Here is a 21,360-nt window from a genome sequence, read left to right as displayed (position 1 = left end):
GGTGACGTCGCTCGTTGGCGCGCTCACCGGGCCACCTGCACGACGGCGCTCCCCTTTATCGCGGGTTCGCCGGTCTGGCGCGTGACGTCGAGTTCGACGTCCGCTAGCTGCTGGCCTTGGGCTTCTCGCACGCCGGTCACCTTGCCGGCGAAGGTAAGCACGTCGCCGGGCCACACCTGCCCGGTGAAACGGATCCGGAACGATCGGATGTTGGCCAGCCCCACCCAGTCGGTCAGCCGCTGGGCCAGCATGCCGCCGTGCAGCAGTCCCATACCGAACACACCGGGCATGCCGGCGGCACGGGCGAACTCCTCGTCGTGGTGGATCGGGTTGAAGTCGCCGCCGGCACCGGCGTAGCGGACGATGTGCGAGCGGGTCAGCGGACCGAACTGTGAGCTCGGCATCTCGTCGCCGATGGCCAACGCCACCGGCGCGGGGGATGTCGTCATTGGGTGGAGCCTCCGGTTTCGATCAAGACGTCGGTCTGGCGCACGACGAGTTCGTGGCGCTGGTTGGTGAAGTCGGTCTCGATCGTCACGATTGTCATGGTGCCGCCGCGCTTGCCCTCGCGGCTGGTCACGTTCGACACCCGGCGCGTCTCAGTGAGCTCGTCGCCGACGAACACCGGCGCGAAATATTCCCAGCCGCACTCACCGTGCAGTACGCGGCGCAGGTCGAGCCCGAAGGCGCCGAACATGTCGTCGTCGACGCGCCAGTGAGCCGAGGAGACGACGAAGGTGGGCGGAGCGGGGATCGCGCTGAAGCCGGCGGCCCGGGCCGCTGCGGCGTCCTGGTAGATCGGGTCGTGGTCGTCGAGGGACAGCGCGAACTCGCGCACTTTGGACCGGTCGACGGGAAATGTGGTGCTCCCGAGTTGCGTCCCGATAAGCGAGGCGTCAGCCACTCTGGTCACCTTTCCCGCCGGCGAAGGCCGGCGCACAATCGCGAATGAGGCTGCCAAGGTTCTCAGCGATCCGTTCGGGTGCGAGCCCGATCGAGGGTGAGTAGAGAATGATGTGGTCCAACACGCCTTCGTAGCGGCGCAACCCGTCGCGCACCTCGGCTGCGGTGCCGGCGACGGCCATCGCGTCGATCATGTCGTCTGTGACGGCGGCGAACATGGCGGGCAGGTCGCGCTGTGCGAACGCCTCGCGGATCGCCGCCCCCTGCCTAGCGAAGCCGCTCACATCAAGCACGTGCTGGTAGCTTTTCACGGACGAGTAGAACGCGATCTGCTGCGCGGCCTCACGACGTGCGATCTGAGCGTCTTCGTGCACCGAGCAGATGACCATGGAGACGATCTCCACGTCGGCGGGGTCGCGCCCGGCCCGTTCCGCGCCGCGTACGACGGCCGGGCGGGCGACCTCCTCGACGTAGGTCGTGGTGAACAGCGGATGACCGGCCAACCCGTCGGCGACGCGCCCGGCTACCTCGCACATCCGCGGACGCACGCCCGCAGTGATGATCGGGATCGCTCGCTTCGGCGGCGGGACTTCTCCCGTGGGAACAAGGTTGAGCCGGTAGAAGCGCCCCTCGTGGTTCACTGGGCCTTCGTGCAGGTTCCAGATCCGTCGGATCAGCGGGACCAGTTCCTCCATGCGCACGGCGGGTGACGAGGTGTCCGCGACACCATGCCAGTCGCTCATCATGCGGCGTGTGCCGTTACCGAGGCCGAGGACAACACGCCCGTCTGAAAGCTCGTCGAGGTCGCGCGCTTCGGTGGCCAGCACCAGTGGACTACGCCCAACGCCGTACAGGATCGACGACCCCAGGCGGCAGTGCCGTGTTCGCGCGGCCATCGCGGCCATCGAGATAGAGCCGGAGCGCGAGTAGAACTCGGATGCCCAGGCGGCGTCGAATCCGGCGCGGTCGGCGGCCACGGCTGTATCGACGAGGGTCGCCAACTCCGCGCCGAGCACGGAGATGCCGTACGTACTCAAGACGCCGCCAACCGGAATCGCACCAGCCCTAGGTCCTCGCTCACGCGCTCGAACACTGCGCGCACTCGCGCGCCGATGACGACGTCGTCGGGTGCCACGCCCTCGAGACTTGCCAACAACTGCGGCCCCTCGTCGAGTCGGACGAGCACGACCACGTACGGCTCGCTCCGCGGAAACGAATCCCACGGACGGCGGTACACCGGCGCGAAACTGATGACCTCGCCGGTGCCCGCAGCAGTCTCCCAGGCCAACTCGGCTTCATAGCAGACCGGACACACCAGCCGCGGGTACAGGAACGGGTGACCGTTCGCGCACCGCTGGAAGACAAGTACCCCGCAGGCCGCCGCGGCGAAATAGCGTCGGTTGACGTCGGTCAGCGGCGGCAATGCCTCCGGATCGTGCAGACCGTCGAGGAAACTCGAAACCGTGGTCATGACGCCCCCTCCATCACCATGCTGACGTGACTGCACAGCATCGAGCCGTAGCTGTGTACGAACGCAGTATCCGCCCCGAGCACCTGACGGCCCTCGGCGCGACCGGACAACTGCCAGTAACCCTCAAGGATCTGCGAAATGCCAGAGGAGGTCCCGGTGTGCCCGAACCGGATCAGACCCCCGTCGGTGTTCACCGGCAGGTCACCGCCCGGATCGGCGCGCCCGTCACGGTAGAAACCGCCCGCCCCGCCGGGTTTCACGAAGCCCGCCTCCTCCAGGATCATCGCTGGGTTGGAGGCGAAGGCATCGTAGAGCAGAGCGATGTCGACGTCGGCCGGCGCCCGTCCGGAGCGCTCGAACGCCATCGGACCCGACCTAGCGGCCCCGGTGCGACCCGGCCGGGCCAACGACGTCAGGAAGCCGTGAGTGTGGCCCTCTCCAAAGCCCAAAACGTGGACGGGCCGGTGCTTGCCCTCGCGTGCTCGACGGGCAGAACCCAGCACCAGCGCTCCACCACCCTCGCAAGGAATCGAACAGTGGTAGAAGTGAAACGGTCCTGCGATCGGCCGGGACGACATCACGTCGTCGACGCTGAGGCGCTCAGCGTCATGAGCGATCGCCGCGGGGTTCAACGCAGCCCAACGGTCTTGCGACACGGTTACCTCGGCGATGTCGGCCTTGCCCTGGCCGGTTTCGTGCATCCACGCCTGCGCGATCAGGCCGTAGAGCGCGGGAACTGATGGCCCGTAGGGCATTTCGAACGCGTGGTCGCACACGAGCGACATGAGTTCGCGTCCGCCGTCGCGTATCGGCGGGAACTTGCCCGCCGATACGACAAGTACCGTTTCAGCCTCGCCTCGGGCAATGACGTTACTCGCCACACGGGTCATGGCGAGATGGGTCCCGCCGCCGAGTTGACAAGTCATCTGGAGCTTCAGATTGTGCAGACCAAGGTAGTCCATAAGGTCCTCGGACAGGAAGATCGAGCCTTCGTTCGTCATCGGCCCAGCGCATACGAGTCCGTCGACCTCATCCGCCGAAACCCCCGCATCGGCAAGCGCCGCCACCGCGGCGCGCACGTGCATTTCGGTGGATGTGTAAGGGACTTTCCTGCCCGGAGTGAGCTCGGCGGCGCCGATGATGGCCGGCTGATCGTAAGACACCCGCACTCCTCTCAACCCCCGCACTCAGCGACGGTCCCAATGTTAACAGTGGTTAGCATAGCGTTCTCAAGTCGTCCAGGTAAACCCTTCTCGCCTCTCGCATGCCCAGCAGCGGATTTTTGCGAAAATTGTTGCGCCCCTTACCTAGGGCTCGATGAGGACTCGGCTCACGCGCGGGTTCAGTATGTCTGAAAACGTGCGCGGCCCGGGTCAGTGGTCAGCCAACTTTCAGATCGACGCGGACAAGTGCGGGGCCCGAAACTGCCGGAAGTGCCGGGTAGTGAGAGATTCCCCAGAATGTGAGCCGTGTTTAGCTGCGCACAGGTGCGGGGAAACGCGATACCCATGCCGATGCTGAACCAGCACATCGCTTCGCGACTGACAGCGAGTCAAGCGCGCTACTACTGCCGCGCACTCAGTTCCGAGCCAGATGAAATCTGGGACATTTCGCGGTCGTCAAAGTAGGTGCCGACACCACGCTCGACTTGGTCGACGCGAGAATCGATTTCAACGGGCAACACGATGGGTTCCTCGTGACCAAAGAGCAATTCTACGAGATCCTTATCTCGCGTCCGGGCTCGCGACCAACCCTACCGTTCCGAGCCGATGCACGACGATCCGAATTTGACCGATCGCTGCGACAACTGAAGGGCGGCTACTTCGACGACTGTACGGCCACAATCTCGAAATCCTCACGCACTCGTACGGCGGCGGCGCAGAAGCCGCCCAGGTGCACTCCTCCTCGTGTCAGTCATCGAAGACATCTGCCGGGACGCCGATAGAAACTAGGCGGTTCGACGCTGAAAATCGAAACGGGAGCGGATGCTCACGCACAGGGCACGGGTGTCCCGGCCGGCGTGGATGGGCCGGGACTCGTCACCACTTTCGACCTTGCTGCGCTGTTGTTTCCGAGGGGCGCCCGCTACTCGGGTGACGAGCACTCAATGGCCATTTCGGGCTGAAACGAGTTCAAGCCGCGACTCACAAGGCGCAGCGCGAACCGAAGTCGATGAGAGCCGCGTTCCCGCCGGGATCGGCGAGCATATGGAAGCCAAACAATTCAAGGGCGTCTGAAATAGCTGGGGGACCGACCGGTCCAGCGTTTCAAAGCGTGTATGAAGTTTGTGGGGTCGGTGTAGCCGAGCTCTGCCGCGATCTCGCTTACCGACACTGATCGGTCGAGGAGTCGCACGATCGCCCGCTCCTGCATGAAGGTCTGACGCAACTCGCGGAAGGTGGTCCCCTCCTCCGAGAGGCGCCGTTTCAAGGTGCTCGTGGACATCGAGAGCTCGCCTGCGGCACGGCTGCTGCTCGCCTGTGCGAGATCCTTCTCCAGAAGCTGTCTTATTTGCTCAGTGAACGACGCATCACGCTGCCGGTCGAGAACGCGCTGCAGGTCGGCGACGGCAATCCGATACGCAACAGGATCCGAGAATCGACAGACCTCGTCAAGCGTGTCCACGGGTACGTGAATAAACGAGGTAGGGGCGCCGAAGAAGAGGCGCCCGGTCGGCGTTTCCTTGTCCGAAACCCAGCCACCCGGGGCTGACTGACTTAGATGCAGTTCAACACTGGGTACAGCACCGGCTAGCATGTTGAGCATCCGCAGCAATGCGAGTCCGCCGTAGGTAACGGCCAGACAATTCAGGCCAACGTCACCTGTGCGGCCCGTGAGCCCGATCGTTAGTCCGCGTTCAGTCGAGTGGAACGACGGGCTCAGGGCAGTCGTTATCACTGGCAGATAGGCCAGCAACTCGACGACCTCGGCTACGGAGCCCGCACTGACCAGGGGAACGCTGAGTGCCCCGAATGACGTCAGTTTGGCATGTTCAGCGAATGCGAAACCCAGACGGGTGCCGTGATCAACGTTGAAATCGGGATATATCTCTTTAAACCATCTTAAGGGGACCTGTGCGTCGGGTCCGACCAACATCGACTCGTTGACGTGCTCTCGAACCATGATGTCACGGAGAGCGTCCACCGCCTCACGCCCGAGCGCGTCGCTGTCGAGCATCTGAAGGAAAGCCAGCGCTGGCATGCCCGCGTCTTCGAGCTCCACAGCCCACCCCCTTGTGAGCTAAATCCACACTTCTCTGACTGCTTCGAACATAGCGATACCGATTGCTCACGGCAACAATTGGAAGGTGGATACGCGAGTAAAGGACGGGCAGTTATGGCAGTCGTAACCTTTGTCTCTCACGATGGTGAGTCGTACGAAGCGACCCTTGTCGAGGGTCAATCGTTAATGCAGATCGCGCTGAACAACGCGGTACCCGGAATCGACGGCGATTGCGGCGGGGAAGCCGCCTGCGGCACGTGCCACGTGATCGTGGACCACGAGTGGTCGGACAAGGTGGGTAGCTCGGGAGCGATCGAAGAAGACATGCTCAGCATGCATCCCGAGCGTCAACCAACTTCGAGACTGTCGTGCCAGATGGTCGTGTCTGAGGCTTGGGACGGTTTGACCGTCGAACTGCCCGAATTCCAACTGTAGACCACGAGAGGGGAGTAAAAGATGAGTATTTCCTCAGCAGTCACCGCGAAAGTCCAGTCCACGCTGCCCGTGAAGATGCAACTGAGGGGCGCTCACGGCTACGACAAGATGCGCCGGTTGATCACCGGGACGAACGGCCAGAAGATGTTCACCGAGACCCCCATCCCGCCGGTCGAGGACGTCGACTTGGCTGATATCGATCTCAGCAACCCGTTCCTCTACCGTCAGGGTCGCTGGCAGTCCTACTTCGAGCGGGTGCGCAACGAGGCTCCGGTCCATTACCAGGCGAAGAGTCCGTTCGGTCCGTTTTGGTCGGTGACCCGGCACGAGGACATCATCGCCGTGGACAAGAACCACGAGGTGTTCTCGGCGGAACCGTTCATCATCATCGGCACTCCGCCCCGCTTCATGGACGTCGCGATGTTCATCGCGATGGACCCGCCGCGCCACGACCGCCAGCGCGCGACCGTTCAGGGAGTTGTGGCGCCGAAGAACCTGCGTGAGATGGAGGGGTTGATCCGCTCACGCGTTCGGGAGGTGTTGGACGACCTGCCGGTGAACGAGCCGTTCGAGTGGGTACAGAACGTCTCCGTCGAGCTGACCGCACGCATGCTGGCGACGCTGTTGGACTTCCCGTACGAGCAGCGCCGCAAGCTGGTGGAGTGGTCGGATCTGGCCGGCTCCATGGAGCAGGCCAACGGTGGTCCGTCCGACAACGACGAGATTTTCCGCGGCATGGTTGATATGGCGCAGGGGCTCGGTGCGCTCTGGCGCGACAAGGCGGCTCGAACGGCCAGCGGGGAAGAGCCCGGATTCGATCTGATCACGATGCTGCAGAGCAACGACGAAACGAAAGATCTCATCGACCGCCCGATGGAGTTTCTGGGCAACCTGCTGCTGCTCATCATCGGGGGCAATGACACCACGCGTAACTCGATGAGTGGCGGGGTGCTGGCCCTCAACGAGTTCCCCGACCAGTTCGAGAAACTGAAGGCGAATCCCGACCTGATCCCCGGAATGGTTCCCGAGATCATCCGGTGGCAGACCCCCTTAGCGTACATGCGGCGCGTCGCGAAGAAGGACACCATGCTGAACGGGCAGTTCATCCGCAAGGGCGACAAGCTGGTGATGTGGTACGCCTCGGGCAATCGGGATGAGCGTGTCTTCGAGCGGCCCGACGAGTTGATCATCGATCGAAGCAACGCCCGCAATCACATCGCCTTCGGGTTCGGCGTGCACCGGTGCATGGGCAACCGGCTCGCCGAGCTTCAGCTGCGGATCCTGTGGGAGGAACTGCTCCCACGCTTCGAGAACATCGAGGTCATCGGCGAGCCTGAGTACGTGCAATCGAATTTCATTCGGGGCATCAGCAAGTTGATGGTCCGCCTCACCCCTAAAGAGAGTGCATGACGCCCGAACGGGCGGTGATCGTCGGAGCCAGCCACGCCGGCGCGCAGCTGGCGGGCAATCTCCGGCGTGACGGTTGGGCCGGCGAGATCGTCCTGATCGGAGATGAGGGGAAACTGCCATATCACCGTCCGCCGTTGTCGAAGACCTACCTGGCCGGTAAGAGCAACCTCGACGAACTCCTGATCCGCAGTGCCGATTTTTACCCCAAGCAGGACATTAAGCTTGTGCACTCGACCGTGGATTCGATCGACCGGGCTGCGGGGCGCGTGTTATTGGATACCGGCGACACGGTGAGCTATACCAAGCTCGCGTTGTGTGTCGGCGCGAGGGCTAGGCAACTGCCGATTCCGGGGGCGAACCTTCGCGGGATTCACTACTTGCGCACCGCGGCTGACGTCGAATCGATCCGAGCAGCTGCTGTACCCGGCCATCGGGTCGTAATCGTGGGGGGCGGCTACATCGGGTTGGAGACAGCGGCCTCGTTGTGTTCGCTGGGCATGCAGGTCACTGTCCTGGAGGCGACGGATCGTGTACTTGAACGGGTCACCGCGCCGGAAGTGTCCGCGTTCTTCACGCGGATCCACCGCGACGCGGGCGTGGACATCAGAACTCAGGCCCTCGTCGAAGCCTTCACCGGCAACGGCAACGTGCGAGAGGTAGTGCTGGCGGACGGCGCATTACTTCCTGCCGATGTGGTGATCGTCGGTATCGGCGTGGTACCCAACACCGAACTCGCTTCAGCCGCAGGATTATCCGTCGACAACGGCATCGCGATCGATGACCAGGCCCGCACCAGCGATCCGGACATCGTGGCCGCCGGCGACTGCACCAGCCACGTGATGGCCCGATACGGTTCACGCATTCGGCTGGAATCGGTGCCGAGCGCCGGCGAGCAGGCCAAGATCGCCGCGGCGACCATCTGCGGGAAGCGCAGCGCCATCGCTGCGCTACCGTGGTTCTGGTCCGACCAGTACGACCTCAAACTCCAGATCGCCGGTCTGAACACCGGATACGACGAAGTCGTACTCAGCGGCGAACCATCGCACCATAGAGAATTCAGTTGCTTTTACTTCCGCGATGGCGAACTCATCGCCGCCGACTGCGTCAATCGACCACGCGATTTCATGCTTGCTAAACAGGCCATCACCAAACGTCTTCCCACCGACCGCGCCGAACTGCTCGCCGGTTCAGCTTGAACCGCCAAACGTCTCGGAACGGGGGTTGATCAGCTCAGCAAGGACGACTCCTCACTGGTGAGGAGTCGTCCAATCCGGGGGCAGTCCCGGTCTCCTTATACGTCACCCGCGAGTGCTCATCGACCGCGTGATTGACGTTGGCGTATTCCACGCCGCTGTGGTTGCGCTGACATGGCGGCCCGGCTTTTTGATCATCGAGACGCACCAGGTCCCGGGCTCGGAGTGCTCACAGCGATATGGTGTGGTTCGGCGCACCACCAAACCTGGTGTTCTGGTCTGGAGCCATCCAGTAGCGGCCAAGCAACGCCTCGACCTTCGAGCGCGACATGCCTAGATGTACGGCGATGTCATGCGGTCCAGCGACGTCTGAAACGCACATTGATGATTCGCGCTGGCCCGTCCGCGAATTGCACGTAGCGCGCTTCTTACAGACGAGAAAGCCTCGCAGGCCAAGTCGTTCGGAGCACAATTCACGTTCGGTGCTGATGTCGGGAGGTTCAGCTTGAGTAAGTGAATCAATGCTAACATCACGGGCGGTGCTTCGACTCCGCAGGCGTCGTGCACGGTCCAGACAACCACCCTTTTCCGCGAAAGGAAGGTCGGCTATGAGTCTGACGGTCGCCGACGGTCGCAGAAGGGGCGATGAACGTCGAGCGCGGATTCTGACGGCAGCCGCGCAGATTATCGCGGACCGCGGATATCATTCCGCATCGATGGCCGATATCGGCGATTCCGCTGGCGTCGTCGGTCCGGCGATTTACCGACACTTCGAAAGCAAGGCAGGCTTGCTGGCGGCGCTATTCGAGCAAGTGATCGACACGCTACTGCAGCGTGCTTCCTCGATCGTCGAACAGAGCCGTGACGACGCCGAGGCACTGACCGCCCTCGTCGCGGACCATGTAGCGCTCGTTTTGGACCAACGCGAACTCGCCATCGTCTACTACCGCGAATTTCATAATCTGGCCGCGCAGCAGCGCAGTCAGTTACGTCGCAAACAGCGTCTATATCTCGAGGAGTGGGTGCACGTCCTCAGTGAGCTCCGCCCCGAACTTGACGAGACAGGATTACGCGCTGTAGTCCACGGCGCAATTGGAGCGATTCAGTCGACGTTGCAATACCGCGAAACCGGTATGGACGCCGAACGCATTTCGGTTCTACTTGCCGATTTGGGACATGCCGTTCTTGGTGTCGCTCGAGTTTAGATGATGAAAACCATTACTGCGTGCCCGAACCGTGACGCTCAATTTTCCCGACCCGCCGGAAGTTCTTGCAACAGCGGCGATCGTCGGCGAAGCAACGAGGGTCTACGTCACCAAATGAGTCTATGTCAGTTGATCGACCACCCGCCGGTATGCTGCGGGTGCGAAAAGCGATGTTGCGCAACATAGTTGATGAGCATGGCCAGACCGGGCAGTGCCAGCTGCACCAGGTGGGCGAGTTGCTTTGCGTGACATCATTGGCTGAACCGTGCGGCCGTGACCTATAGCGGCGTGAGTGGGCGCGGGAACGCCGTGCACCGACTGTCGCATACTCGGCCGTGACCGCACGTTGGGTATAACTGGCGCTAATTCAACTTCAGATTCAATGCACGTCAGAGACAACCTCGCACTGCAAGTGGCCCGGCGCACGGCTCAGATGGTGGCGAAGGAGCACTCGCTTGACGCTGCGCAAGAGCTGACTACTACAAGCCTATTGCCGGCCGTTGATCAGTGAGCAGTCTTCGTCTACAACGGTGGGTTGTCCCGAGCATGGTCGACTGCCAACCAGTCGTCACCGATCGAAGCGAGTGCTCGCACGACATCCGGACGCGAGCCAACACAGGCAACAACAGGCCGACTTATGCCGGCAACGCATGCCAACACAGTGAAAGCTGCGATGAATGACATAAAGGTCCTCCTACGATGAGGCGAGCCGCACGATATCGATTACTGAAATCCGCCGGTCACCGCCGGGAACAGCGATTTCCACATTAACGCGGTGGCTCAACTAGAGCTACGTAGGTTATCGATGAATGCCGAGGAAATGTTTGTCGCCAGTAGACAAAGGTAGCGCCTATCATGGACCCATGGTGGTTCACCCCGCTTCTGACAGGGCGATGCCCGTTCACGTCGCCGAGGTACTCGGTGGCCTGGGGCAGCAATTGCGCGATCTACCGGATCTGATCCAGCGGCTTCTGGCGGCCGAGGTCGCAGAGCTAAGTGGGGACGGTCAACTCGAAGATCTTCTCATCGAGACTGTCGCGGCGAACGTCGAAACCTGGTTTTCGACCCTCCGTTACGACATCCCGATCGCAATTGTGGAACCACCCGCAGCGGCGCTTGAACATGCCCGCAGGATGGCACAGCGTGGAGTACCGGCCAATTCCCTGCTGCGGGCTTATCGACTGGGTCATCAGCAAGGACTGCGATTCGTGATCGACGAGATCAGACGGTCGAATCTGTCACCAGAACTGAAGCTCGATCTCTACGAACACATCACGCGAGTGTCGTTCGGCTACATTGACTGCGTTTCCGAACAGCTACTGAGCACGTATCAAGAAGAGCACACGGTGTGGGAAGAGCATCGTCGCGGAGCTCGCACACAGGTAGTACGCGACGTTCTCGCAGGCATGGACGTCAACATCGCCACGACGTCCGAGATGATCCAGTATCCACTGGACGCCCTGCATACCGCGATCGTCCTGTGGTGGGATCGCCCGCGAGAGGAACACGATGCACAACCGGAGACGACCAAGAGACTCCTGAAACGTGCATCACGTGCGGTGGGGGCCGTGTCCGCCCTGCATCTGTCCGTGGACCGTTTGGTGGGGTGGGCCTGGATTGCGGTGAACGACGAGACTGCGGTGGCCCACCTCCGCAGGTTCATAGAGTCAGAGCAGGACGTGCCCAACGTCGCCGTAGGAACACCGCTCGCCGGTATCGACGGATTTCGGCGATCACATCGCCAGGCGGAACGGGCTCGTCTAGTCGCTATTGCGGCCGAAGGTGCGGAGCACCGCTTCATTAGCGCGGCCGATCCGGGGGTTGCGCTTGGCTCTCTGCTCGTCAATGACATTGATGCGATGAGCATGTTCGTCCGCGATACCCTCGGGCCCCTCGCTTGCAACTCTGTAGCCGACCTAAAACTCCGTGAAACAGCGAAAGTCTTTCTCCGTTCGGGAGCTAGCCTTAAGTCAGCGGGAGAAGAGCTGCACCTGCACAGCAATACGGTCAAGTACCGAGTAGGGCGTGCAGCCCAGCGACGGGGCCGCCCCCTAACCGACGACCGGCTCGATGTCGAGATCGCCTTAGAAATGTGCGAGTTGTTCGGAGCAGCAGTGCTCAACTCGGATGGTCATACCCATTAGCTTGGGAGTCACGCGATTCCCTTGAGGTCATCTGTCTCCAAGCTACAACCGCGTGGAATCACGTTTGTCTGCCCGGCAAACATCAAACATCGCGACGCGGTGGCCGCACCTATGATGTAAATCCCGGTAACGGATGGGCGCCGTTCAACACATGATTCCCCACCTCGGCGATCTTGTACGCCACCGGATCGTGCAGGGTGTGGGTCCTGATGTTGCGCCAGAAGCGATCGAAGCCGTAACGCGGATGCGTCCCCCTGGCTCCGATGACCTCGAAGATCCGGCTGGTGATGTCAAGTGCGGCTTGCGATGCCAGCGCTTTGGCGCCCGCCACCAGAACCATCAGTTCTCCTCGATCCTCCGCCGACAGTTGATCGCCCTTGTTCCACACCGTCTCAAAAACTCGCGCGGCCTCGCGCGCGGCGGCGTCGGCGCCTTGCAATGCGATGCCGAACTCGCCGTAGGTGCGGATAACGTATGGATCCTCAACTGCTTGGGTCACGCCAGCCGGTGTCCACGGCCTTGCCTGAGTGCGGGTGTACTCGGCGGCTGCGTCGAGGGCTCCCCGCGCAATGCCGAGGTACACGTTGACGAAGGCCAGCTGCACCAGGGGGCCGAAGAGACTGCCTCGCTGGAACTGGAAGAAAGCGCTCAGCACGGCGTTCGGACCGCCGAGCACCTCATCGGCGCGCACCTCGACGTCATGGAATTCGGTAGTGCCGCTGTCGGTTCGGCGCATGCCGAGCGCGTCCCAGTCGTCGTTGACGACGACACCCGCTCGATCGGTGGGGATCACCGCCGTGATGATCGCCCCCTGCTGCTGCGAGTCGTCCTGAACGACACCGAACACGAGGAGCAGATCGGAACCCTTTGCACCACTGCTGAAGTGTTTGACGCCGTCGAACCGATACCCACCGTCCGCCACCGGCTTCGCGCGGACCTTCCAATCGAGGACGTGGCTGTTGTTCTCACTCGACGCGTTGCCCGCCCACCGATTGTGTTGTGCCACCTCGCGGTAGGTCGACTCCTTCTGCTCGGTCGAACCCAGTAGTTCGACGAAGGCGATGTCCACGATGTGATAGCCGAACAGGTGACCGAGGGAGCCGTCCACTTTGGCGATCTCGCGGATGACGTCGAAGACCGTCGACCATGACGCTCCCCAGCCACCGAACTCCTGCGGAACGGCGAGGGACAGGAGTCCGCTGTCCCGCAGAGCATTTCGCTCCGCGGTGGCTGAGCCGCCGGCGCGGTCGCGTTCAAGCAGACCGTCGGTCCAGGTGGAGGCGAGGTCCTTGGCGACCGCGACGGGATCGGCGAGCGCCTGTGCACCCTTGTGGTGTGCGTCGGTGGTTAATGTCATCGTCATGCTCCTATCGTGGTCAATCGTTTGATGCTGTCGGCGAGGAAGTCGGGGGCGGACCACTGTTCTAGGTCGGTGGCGCGATCGATGAGCTGACGGTCCAGCAGAAACCGCTGGGTTTGCTCGAGAATCGTGAACGACTCGTCGTCGAGTGCGGGGCCGAGATGCTTGTTGAAGTCCGCACCGAAGCCCCGTCCGATGGCCGACTGTGCAACGCCGAGATTCTCGGCGTGAATGGCCACTACCTCGTCGTGATGATCACGGGCCCACCGTCCCGCGTCGACGGCCGCGTCGACCAGTCGCTGCACCAGATCCGGTCGATCGTCGATCAATCGCGCGCTCACCGTCCACACGCTGGCGTAGATGTTGCGGTCGTCGTCGCTGAGGTCCGAGACGATCCGTGCGCCGCTGAGATCCTCCAGTTCCGCTGCCCACGGCAACCAGCTGAAGAGTGCGTCTACCGTGCCGGACGCCAAGATGGAGGACTGATGCGAAGCGACGGCGGGGAACAGGTCCGCACCCTTGATACTCGACGATGAGTGAAGTTGATCCGGCGGCAGGTCGACCCCCGGTGTTTCGATGGCGACGAGTTCGACGTCGCCGAGTTCGAGGCCACCGCGACTCAGCGTTGCAAGGAGGCCGCGAGCTTCCCATGTGCCGAGAGCGGTCAGGGTCTGGTTCCATGGATCGAGTCGCCGGTAATCACCCAGTTCCCGTCGCAGGATGCGGACCGCCGCTGACGAGACGCCGACGCGTCGGCCGGCAAGCCCGGCAGCATCGGTTACCTGGCTACCCGCGGCCACGTAGAAGCCCTGTCGTCCAACGAATCTGGTGATACCGAGAAGGCGTGTTCGGCCCGGTGCCCGCAGTCCCTCGCTGACCAGCGGTGGGATTTCGCCACCGAAGCGGGTGTACTGCGGGTGGTCGTAGGTGAAGTGCAGATCACCCTGGCTGCCGGTGAGCACTTCGAGTGAGATGCCTTCCCGTGTCAGGCGACCGGATTCCAGAGCGGTCAGGAGCGCGTTCGGCACGGGGCAATTGCTGTACGCGAGAACATCGCGCTCGACGCCCGTCGTCATGCGACCGCCTCCGCGTGGGGTACATCGAGGCCCAAGTGCTCCCGAAGCGTCGTTCCCTCGTAATCGGCGCGGAACACCCCGCGTTCCTGAAGGAGTGGCACCACCTGGTCCACGAACTCGTCGTAACTGCCGGGAAGATGAGCGGCGGAGATGATGAAACCGTCGGCCGCGCCCGCCTCGAAGTGGTCGACCAGCAGGTCGGCGATCTGCTCGGCCGTTCCCGCCCACTGGGGAACGAACCCGACGTTCGTACCGTAGCGGCGGCCGAGCTCGGCGAGCGTCAGATCCGCACCGCCGGCGACAGCGGAGAACATCTGCAACATGGTGGGGACGTGACGGTCGCCCAGATCGCCGACAATATCGGAGTATTTGGTATCCAACGGGTACGCGGACAGGTCGACGCCGCTGTGGCTCGACAGCGTCGACAACCCCACTTCAGGGTGTACCAGCGAGTTCACGTATTCGAGTCGATCGTTGGCGATGGCCTCGGTCTCGCCCAGAATGGGCATCACCGCGGTGAAGACCTTTGTCTGGTCAGGGTCACGTCCGGCTGCGGCGACGTTGGACTTGATGTCCGCATACGTCGCGCGCATGACGTCGACGTTGGGCGAAATGCTGAACACCGCCTCCGCCCAGCGGCCGGCGAAGCGACGTCCACGCGGTGACAAACCGGCTTGCAGAATCACGGGCTCACCTTGCCGGGATCTGGGCACTTGCAGCGGACCGCGCACCGACAGCCACGTGCCCCGGTGGTCGGCGTAACGCACCCGCTTCGGGTCCGCGAACTGGCCGCCCGCCTTGTTCAATAACAGCGCGTCGTCTGACCAGGACGCCCACAGCTTCTTCACCGCCTCCAGGAACTCGTCGGCGCGGTCGTACCGCTGGTCGTGTTCGAGGTGTTCGTCAACACCGAAGTTGCGGGCTTCGGAGTCGTTGAGGGAGGTGACCACGTTCCACGAGACTCGTCCGTCGGAGAGGTTGTCCAGCGTCGCGAACACTCGTGCAACGTGATACGGCGCGTAGTAGGTGGTCGATACGGTCGCCCCGAGTCCGAGCTTGTCGGTCGCGGCGGCCATCGTCGCTACAACGCTGGTCGGCTCCAACGCAATAGCGCCCTGGCCGCCCAGTCCGACGCCGGTTTCAAGATTGTGCCCGTAGCTGTCTTCGATCGCGAGAGCGTCGGGCAGGAACAGCAGATCGAACTTCCCGCGTTCGAGCGTCCTGGCGATCTCCTTGTAGTACCGCCCGCTAAGAAACTCGTTCGTTGCGCCGACGTGCCGCCAGGCGCCGTGAGCGTGGGTGACGTTTCCCGCGGAGAAGAAGCCGGCGAGGTGCATGTGTCTTGGTCGGGACATGTATACGAGCATGCGCGCTGCCGACCACAACGGACAGGGTTAAAAGCGGCGTGATTGCATGGGGGCGGACGGCTATGACCCGGCGTTCTCGGGGTCTATCGGCGCGTGGCACGGACATCCGGCCTCACGACGAAAGACGCTTGCCAACAACAATTCTCAGGACGGATTTGTACGAATCCCCGGGGCGAAATGGAACTTAACGTAGTGGCGCGCCAACCGGGGTCGGGTTTGCTGTTCAACACGTGACACGGTGGCGTCGAATCGCCGGGAGGCTGGGTCAATGCGAGGCGCGTTGCTCCGCAGGCGACCCGCGCACTGAGCACCGCGATCGGCGTAATTGTTTGCATAACAATGCTTTAACGGATCGGCGGAATCGCTGCCTCTGCCCCGATGAACAATCGAGTGCGGCCAACCCGAGCGTGGACTTCTTGCGCGCTTCGATCGATAGCCCACGATCCGTTTGGAAAGAACCTCTTTTATGGAATACACAGATAGAGCTGGCGTTCGTGGTGCGGCGCTCTGTGAGGTTGGCCAACCACAATGGATTTGGGGACTGCGCATCGAACTGACGCTGCACGAGGCCGCCATGAACTTACGGACCTGATCGACGATTCAACCCACGAATCTTGACGAGGACAACAAGATACGCTCCTTCGAGCACAGTAGAGCGACACGGCTCTCGCCGGCGCTGATCCCGCACCTGGGCAACTCGTCAGCGATAAATCATTGTCCGAAGGTGGGGCCGTGGGCGTGGATCTCACGGCCTGCGTTGATCAGATTTACATCATCCCAATCGCGCTGCGAAACAAGTTTCTCTGCGCCTCGTATAGAACGCTTGAGTGGAGATCCAAAAACCCGGCAGGCCACCGTGTCGGGAACGCTGTCATCGGAAAGCTCGAGGAGTAGCGGGTTCATCATTGTGGGTTGACGTCGCGGGACAGGTAACTGACTGCGCAGTGAGTCAACTCGGCTTCTTGATCGCGGAGTTTGATGCGCGTCTGCACCTGGCGAAGCTACGCGGCGCGTGAGTATTTACCCGCTGCGGCTTCACCAGGCCAGTCGTGGCGATCTTCACCGAGCCCGAGACCAAGCCCCTGCATGAAAATCCGTAGCGGCAACGACGTGACCCAATCCCGTGCGGTCAAATGTCAAAATCGGATGAGTCCACGAATATTTCTTCCGGATCGCATGTCATCGTACCCATCGTTAATTTGATCCAATGAGTATTCCTGGGTAATCAACTCATCAAGCTTCAGCTGCCCGGCGGCATAAAGTTCGACCAACTGCGGAATATCGTGGGGCGCGTTTGACGAACCATAGAGCGCACCACGAATTTGCTTCTCGTAGAGCGTGATCTCAAGCAGGGATCCAGTTATCGACGTGTCGTCAGGGTGCCCGATGGCCGTAACCACAACGCGCCCGCGCTTTCCAACCAAAGCGAGCGCCTCGCCCGTGTAGGACACTTCGGCGATGTCCGTGGTGAGAATACATACATCGGCCAATTTGCCGAACGTGACGTCACTAACGACTGACCACGCTTCGTCCATTGAAGCTGCGGTGTGTGTCGCGCCGAAATCCCGGGCCTGCTGCCGCTTAAATTCCACGGGATCGACGGCCACGATCGTGAGCGCTCCAGCGATGCGCGCACCCTGAATCGCATTCATTCCGATACCGCCTGCACCAACGACCACAACAGTGTCGCCGGCGCGCACCTCTCCGGTCCGTACAGCCGAACCATAGCCGGTCGTAACGCCGCAACCGATCAATGCTGCCTTGTCGAGGGGAATTCCACCGTCTATTTTTACCAGTGACGATTTCGGCACCACGGTATACTCGGAAAACGTCCCCAGCAAGCACATTTGTCCGACATCTTCGCCTCGAGCATGGAACCGGTAGGTGCCATCGAGTTGCGGCCCCATCATCAGCGCGGCTCCGAGTTCGCAGAGATTCCCCATACCGCGGGCACAGTAGGAACACCGACCGCACGAGGGCAGGAAAGTCAAGATAACGGAATCGCCTTCGGCGAACTCATCAACGCCCACGCCACACTCAATAACTGTGCCGGCACCTTCGTGGCCACCGACAACCGGCAGCGGGATTGGCAGATCACCGGTTACGAGATGCTCATCAGAATGGCACAGTCCCGTGGCCGCAAGGCGTACAAGTACCTCGCCAGCACCCGGAGGGTCGAGGTCAATCTCTTCGACTTCCCATTTCTGACCCAGACCCCACAATACCGCAGCACGTGTCTTCACGTTGAATATGTCCTTTCGGTGGCAACAATGTTTAGTAAATACATAATTTAGCGTTGAGCACTACCCCAAAGCGAGGTTACTATGCGACCGCGACCACGGGGAATCTCAACGAAGAATACGGTTGAAGCTACGACAGCGCCGATTGACTTGCCACATCAAGCACTTAAAAGATCTTGGCGTTTCTCCGCTTCCAGCATTGCACGGTACTCCGGAAAGAGATTCTTGGCCTGCGGTATTAGTCTCACCAACTTGGCTACAGGGCCTTTGGCCCTGACATTCCCTTTAGCCATGGCCACCGTCAGATTTACCTTGCCCAGCCAAAACCTATTGCCAGTGTCGGCAGTCATAAATAGTTCGACGTTCGGCGTAGCGGCGCTGGCGGCGCCAGTCTCGATCAATTTGTTTGGCATGTCCACGGTTACTATCGCATCAGGATCGGTGTAGTGAATGCGCAATACCACGCCGGACCTAGCAAGCTTTGTCGCAAGCTCTGCGTTTTCTAAACCTCGCCGGAAAATTCCACCCAAGTAGCGGTAGACCTCATCCTCATCACCAAAAACGGACATTGCTTTCCTCCATCTATTGACATATTGACCACATGGTTGTTCCGGGAATCTTCGCGCGACCATATTTGCCGCAGCCTTATCCGCTCGTGATTCGTCGTCCACGAAGCGAATTTCCCGCAGCCCTCAGCGCGGTCGCCAACTCCCATTCGGCACTCGGCAGCTGCGCCGCCAGAGAAGCAGCATCTGCGGCCCTACGGCGGGGGTCGGCCTCCGGGTCATAAGCGATCGACGCCAAGCCCGTCCAAAGTCGGGATGCGGCCGCAGCAGCGTCGGCAGCTTCTTGTGCAGGTTCGAAATCGAGTAGTTCGGCTACTTTTTGACAACCCTGCGCCTGGAGGCTCCGGAACAGGCCGCCTCCCGTTCCAGCCTTTTGAATAAGGGCGCTTAGCGCAAACAACGCCGCTTCGAGGCAATCATCATCGAAAAGGTCCGGCCACCGGTTCAAATCCTCAACGAAAGACGAAATTCCAGCCAGTCCGCTCACCTGCATTTCGGAACTGGAAAGCGACGCAATGGGTGCGCCAATGTAGGCGCCTTCCATGGCTTCAGCGCTACGAAGAAACGCCGAGCACGCAGCTACCCTGAGGTCGGGTGCCGACTCCGGCCACTCGACTATGTAAGTCGTATTGCGGGTCGGGACTGGAAATCCAGTCGAAGCACGGGCGCGCCGTAAATTTGCATACGGAACAGCCTGGACAGTATCGCGATCATTATCTACGACATAAGCGACTTCCTGGGCATCATCATATCCGACGACCACGACGTCGTGCCGACTCATGTTCAGCCGCGCGCGCAGATAAGGCAATTCGGCGATGTCCGTCCAAACCATGACTGGCGTGCCCGCGTCGAGCTGCTCGGTAACCCATTTCCATCCAAGGTCAGCGTCATCGGTCGCGCGAGTCTCAAACTGCGCACCCAATCGGTTCAAGTATTCGTCTTCAAGATCGGCGCTACGCCCAACGAGATAGACCGGCGGTTGAAGTTTCGCTGATCGGATGTAGGAGAAGTCCAATGCGCCGCCAAGCACAAAAACCAATCCTTCATCCGGTACGTGTCCGGCGAAACGAATACCCGCCCACTCAGTCAAGTCACGTAGCGCACCCGAACCACAATGGCCCGCAACTTCATGTCGATAGGGCAGAATCACCGTTGCCATTCGAACTCCTAGATTTGTTTAGAAAAGTCAATGATCGGTCGATCACAGCGATCGAGAGATGATTTCCTTCATAACCTCGTTCGTGCCGGCATAGATTTTTTGCACGCGCTGATCCACCCACAATCTCGAGATGGGGTACTCAGTCATGTAGCCATATCCGCCGTGCAGCTGCATACAGTCATCAAGGACCTTCATAGCCCGTTCCGTGGTCCACCACTTCGCCATAGCGACGGTCTGCACGTCGAGTTGACCCGCAAGGTGCAGGTCGATGCAGTAGTCGAGGAACACTCTTGCGATGCGCGTTTCGGTCGCGGCTTCAGCCAGAATGAACTTGGTGTTCTGGAAGCCAAAGACCGGCCGACCAAACGCCTCGCGCTCACGCGTGTAGTTAAGCGTCTGCTCCAGGGCAAGCTCCATCGCCGCGACTGCACCCACCGCCACGATAAGTCGTTCTTGGGGCAACTGGTTCATGAGCTGAATGAAGCCCTGCCCCTCGGTCTGGCCCAATAGATGCGAGCGCGGAACCCTCACTTCGTCGAAGAACAACTCAGAGGTGTCCTGACCGCGTTGGCCGATCTTGTCGAGAACCTTGCCACGCCGGAACCCCGCCCGGTCAGCTTCGACTACGAAGAGAGATATTCCGGCCGCGCCCTTACTGGAGTCGGTTTTGGCAACGACAATTATCAGATCGGCTTGCTGGCCGTTGGTGATAAAGGTCTTTGAGCCCGAGATGACGTACTCGTCTCCGGCCAGTACAGCTTTGGTTTTGACACTTTGCAAATCCGAGCCGGTACCTGGTTCAGTCATTGCTATAGCTCCAACGAGTTCGCCGGATGCCATCTTAGGCAACCATTCTCGTCGCAGCTCTTCAGTCGCGTACTGCAGGATGTAGTGCGCGACGATTCCGCTGTGCAGCCCAGCGCCCCACGAACTGTCACCGATGCGGGCCTGCTCTTCGAGCACGACCGCTTCGTGTGCGAACGTGCCACCGCCTCCGCCGTATTCCTCAGGTATAGACATGCAGAGCAAGCCCAGCTCACCCGCCCGGTTCCACAGTTCTCGGTCGACGTGGTGCTGGTCGGCAAAGCGCTGCGCATGCGGCGCTAATTCGGCCGACAAGAACTTCGCTGCGAGGTCGCGAAGCTCTACCAATTCGGCATTCATCCATGGGGACATTGAGGTGGACACAATTTCCTTTCAACAACTCGAGTCTGCAAATATTCAGGGGAATCAAACGTACTTAACTTTGTAATGTCCAGACGCATGTTTCGCACGGATTGCTTTTTTGTCATACTTTCCAACACTTGTACGTGGAATGTCAGCAACGAAACACCATCGCTCCGGAATCCACCACTTTGCAACCTTCTGCGAGATAAAGACCTGAAGTTGGTCAATGTTCACCTCAGAGCCTGGGTGAACTACCACAAGAGCCAAGGGCCTCTCCTGCCATTTTTCGTCAGGAACTCCGATGACCGCTGCTTCGTAGATTGAGGGATGACCGATAAGCGCGTTTTCCAGTTCTACCGACGAGATGAACCGTCCCGGGTTTCATGCACCCTCAGGTTTCTGTGATCCGGCCGGTCTACCGGTCACGAGTTGGGAATAGTAG

At 61.0% G+C, this 21,360-nt stretch carries 18 protein-coding genes and 1 pseudogene; 5 read left to right on the top strand and 14 right to left on the bottom strand.

The window, feature by feature from the left end:
* Positions 1 to 23: 23 nt before the first annotated feature.
* The 6 genes from ACJH6J_RS26500 to ACJH6J_RS26475 form a co-directional block, all read right to left on the bottom strand.
* Positions 24 to 449, bottom strand: coding sequence for a MaoC/PaaZ C-terminal domain-containing protein (locus tag ACJH6J_RS26500; protein WP_293024110.1), 426 nt, complete (start codon positions 447 to 449; stop codon positions 24 to 26).
* Positions 446 to 904: a MaoC family dehydratase N-terminal domain-containing protein gene (locus ACJH6J_RS26495; RefSeq protein ID WP_293024113.1), complete on the bottom strand. Its 459-nt coding sequence runs from the start codon at positions 902 to 904 to the stop codon at positions 446 to 448. Before ACJH6J_RS26495 ends, ACJH6J_RS26500 begins: the two co-directional genes overlap by 4 nt.
* Positions 897 to 1,940 (bottom strand): LLM class flavin-dependent oxidoreductase, encoded by a 1,044-nt coding sequence (locus ACJH6J_RS26490; RefSeq protein ID WP_293024116.1) that lies wholly within the window; start codon positions 1,938 to 1,940, stop codon positions 897 to 899. The genes ACJH6J_RS26495 and ACJH6J_RS26490 overlap by 8 nt, the downstream gene beginning before the upstream one ends.
* A complete protein-coding gene (locus ACJH6J_RS26485; RefSeq protein ID WP_293024118.1) occupies positions 1,937 to 2,374 on the bottom strand; it encodes a Zn-ribbon domain-containing OB-fold protein in 438 nt (145 codons plus the stop codon). Before ACJH6J_RS26485 ends, ACJH6J_RS26490 begins: the two co-directional genes overlap by 4 nt.
* Complete coding sequence (locus ACJH6J_RS26480; RefSeq protein ID WP_260939856.1) at positions 2,371 to 3,537, bottom strand: thiolase family protein; 1,167 nt, start codon at positions 3,535 to 3,537, stop codon at positions 2,371 to 2,373. The genes ACJH6J_RS26485 and ACJH6J_RS26480 overlap by 4 nt, the downstream gene beginning before the upstream one ends.
* Positions 3,538 to 4,597: 1,060 nt before the next feature.
* Positions 4,598 to 5,596: a helix-turn-helix domain-containing protein gene (locus tag ACJH6J_RS26475; RefSeq protein WP_318986940.1), complete on the bottom strand. Its 999-nt coding sequence runs from the start codon at positions 5,594 to 5,596 to the stop codon at positions 4,598 to 4,600.
* A gap of 114 nt (positions 5,597 to 5,710) precedes the next feature.
* Here ACJH6J_RS26475 and ACJH6J_RS26470 point away from each other — a divergent pair, with 114 nt between their 5' ends.
* From ACJH6J_RS26470 to ACJH6J_RS26450, 5 genes are all read left to right on the top strand, one after another.
* A complete protein-coding gene (locus tag ACJH6J_RS26470; RefSeq protein WP_318986941.1) occupies positions 5,711 to 6,031 on the top strand; it encodes a 2Fe-2S iron-sulfur cluster-binding protein in 321 nt (106 codons plus the stop codon).
* 21 nt (positions 6,032 to 6,052) lie between these two features.
* Positions 6,053 to 7,441: a cytochrome P450 gene (locus ACJH6J_RS26465; protein WP_318986942.1), complete on the top strand. Its 1,389-nt coding sequence runs from the start codon at positions 6,053 to 6,055 to the stop codon at positions 7,439 to 7,441.
* Positions 7,438 to 8,637, top strand: coding sequence for an FAD-dependent oxidoreductase (locus ACJH6J_RS26460; protein ID WP_318986943.1), 1,200 nt, complete (start codon positions 7,438 to 7,440; stop codon positions 8,635 to 8,637). The genes ACJH6J_RS26465 and ACJH6J_RS26460 overlap by 4 nt, the downstream gene beginning before the upstream one ends.
* Before the next feature lie 605 nt (positions 8,638 to 9,242).
* Positions 9,243 to 9,839 (top strand): TetR/AcrR family transcriptional regulator, encoded by a 597-nt coding sequence (locus ACJH6J_RS26455; protein WP_318986944.1) that lies wholly within the window; start codon positions 9,243 to 9,245, stop codon positions 9,837 to 9,839.
* An 863-nt stretch (positions 9,840 to 10,702) separates the two neighbouring features.
* Positions 10,703 to 11,983, top strand: a complete 1,281-nt coding sequence (locus ACJH6J_RS26450; RefSeq protein ID WP_293021516.1) for a CdaR family transcriptional regulator — start codon at positions 10,703 to 10,705, stop codon at positions 11,981 to 11,983.
* A 109-nt stretch (positions 11,984 to 12,092) separates the two neighbouring features.
* On the opposite strand, the gene ACJH6J_RS26445 is transcribed toward ACJH6J_RS26450, so the two are convergent.
* The 8 genes and pseudogenes from ACJH6J_RS26445 to ACJH6J_RS26410 all read right to left on the bottom strand — a co-directional run.
* Entirely contained in the window at positions 12,093 to 13,346 is a 1,254-nt protein-coding gene (locus ACJH6J_RS26445; protein WP_293021514.1) for an acyl-CoA dehydrogenase family protein, read from the bottom strand.
* Positions 13,343 to 14,419 carry a 2'-hydroxybiphenyl-2-sulfinate desulfinase gene (locus ACJH6J_RS26440; protein WP_226519096.1) on the bottom strand — a complete coding sequence of 359 codons (1,077 nt, stop codon included), beginning with the start codon at positions 14,417 to 14,419 and terminating at the stop codon, positions 13,343 to 13,345. The genes ACJH6J_RS26445 and ACJH6J_RS26440 overlap by 4 nt, the downstream gene beginning before the upstream one ends.
* On the bottom strand, positions 14,416 to 15,774 hold the full coding sequence (locus ACJH6J_RS26435) for an LLM class flavin-dependent oxidoreductase (protein WP_226519097.1): 1,359 nt from the start codon (positions 15,772 to 15,774) through the stop codon (positions 14,416 to 14,418). The genes ACJH6J_RS26440 and ACJH6J_RS26435 overlap by 4 nt, the downstream gene beginning before the upstream one ends.
* Before the next feature lie 1,148 nt (positions 15,775 to 16,922).
* Positions 16,923 to 18,029: an NDMA-dependent alcohol dehydrogenase gene (locus ACJH6J_RS26430; protein WP_226519098.1), complete on the bottom strand. Its 1,107-nt coding sequence runs from the start codon at positions 18,027 to 18,029 to the stop codon at positions 16,923 to 16,925.
* A gap of 155 nt (positions 18,030 to 18,184) precedes the next feature.
* On the bottom strand, positions 18,185 to 18,595 hold the full coding sequence (locus tag ACJH6J_RS26425) for an SCP2 sterol-binding domain-containing protein (protein WP_226522214.1): 411 nt from the start codon (positions 18,593 to 18,595) through the stop codon (positions 18,185 to 18,187).
* A 76-nt stretch (positions 18,596 to 18,671) separates the two neighbouring features.
* A complete protein-coding gene (locus ACJH6J_RS26420; RefSeq protein WP_226519099.1) occupies positions 18,672 to 19,751 on the bottom strand; it encodes a BtrH N-terminal domain-containing protein in 1,080 nt (359 codons plus the stop codon).
* Between the two features lie 42 nt (positions 19,752 to 19,793).
* Positions 19,794 to 20,915, bottom strand: a complete 1,122-nt coding sequence (locus tag ACJH6J_RS26415; protein WP_226519100.1) for an acyl-CoA dehydrogenase family protein — start codon at positions 20,913 to 20,915, stop codon at positions 19,794 to 19,796.
* A gap of 66 nt (positions 20,916 to 20,981) precedes the next feature.
* A pseudogene (locus tag ACJH6J_RS26410) lies at positions 20,982 to 21,293 on the bottom strand (AMP-binding enzyme); the annotation flags it as partial.
* Positions 21,294 to 21,360: the final 67 nt, after the last annotated feature.

The organism is Mycobacterium sp. SMC-18 (genome assembly GCF_045310895.1).
Taxonomy (GTDB): domain Bacteria; phylum Actinomycetota; class Actinomycetes; order Mycobacteriales; family Mycobacteriaceae; genus Mycobacterium.
This window is presented reverse-complemented; position numbering and strand designations above follow the sequence as displayed.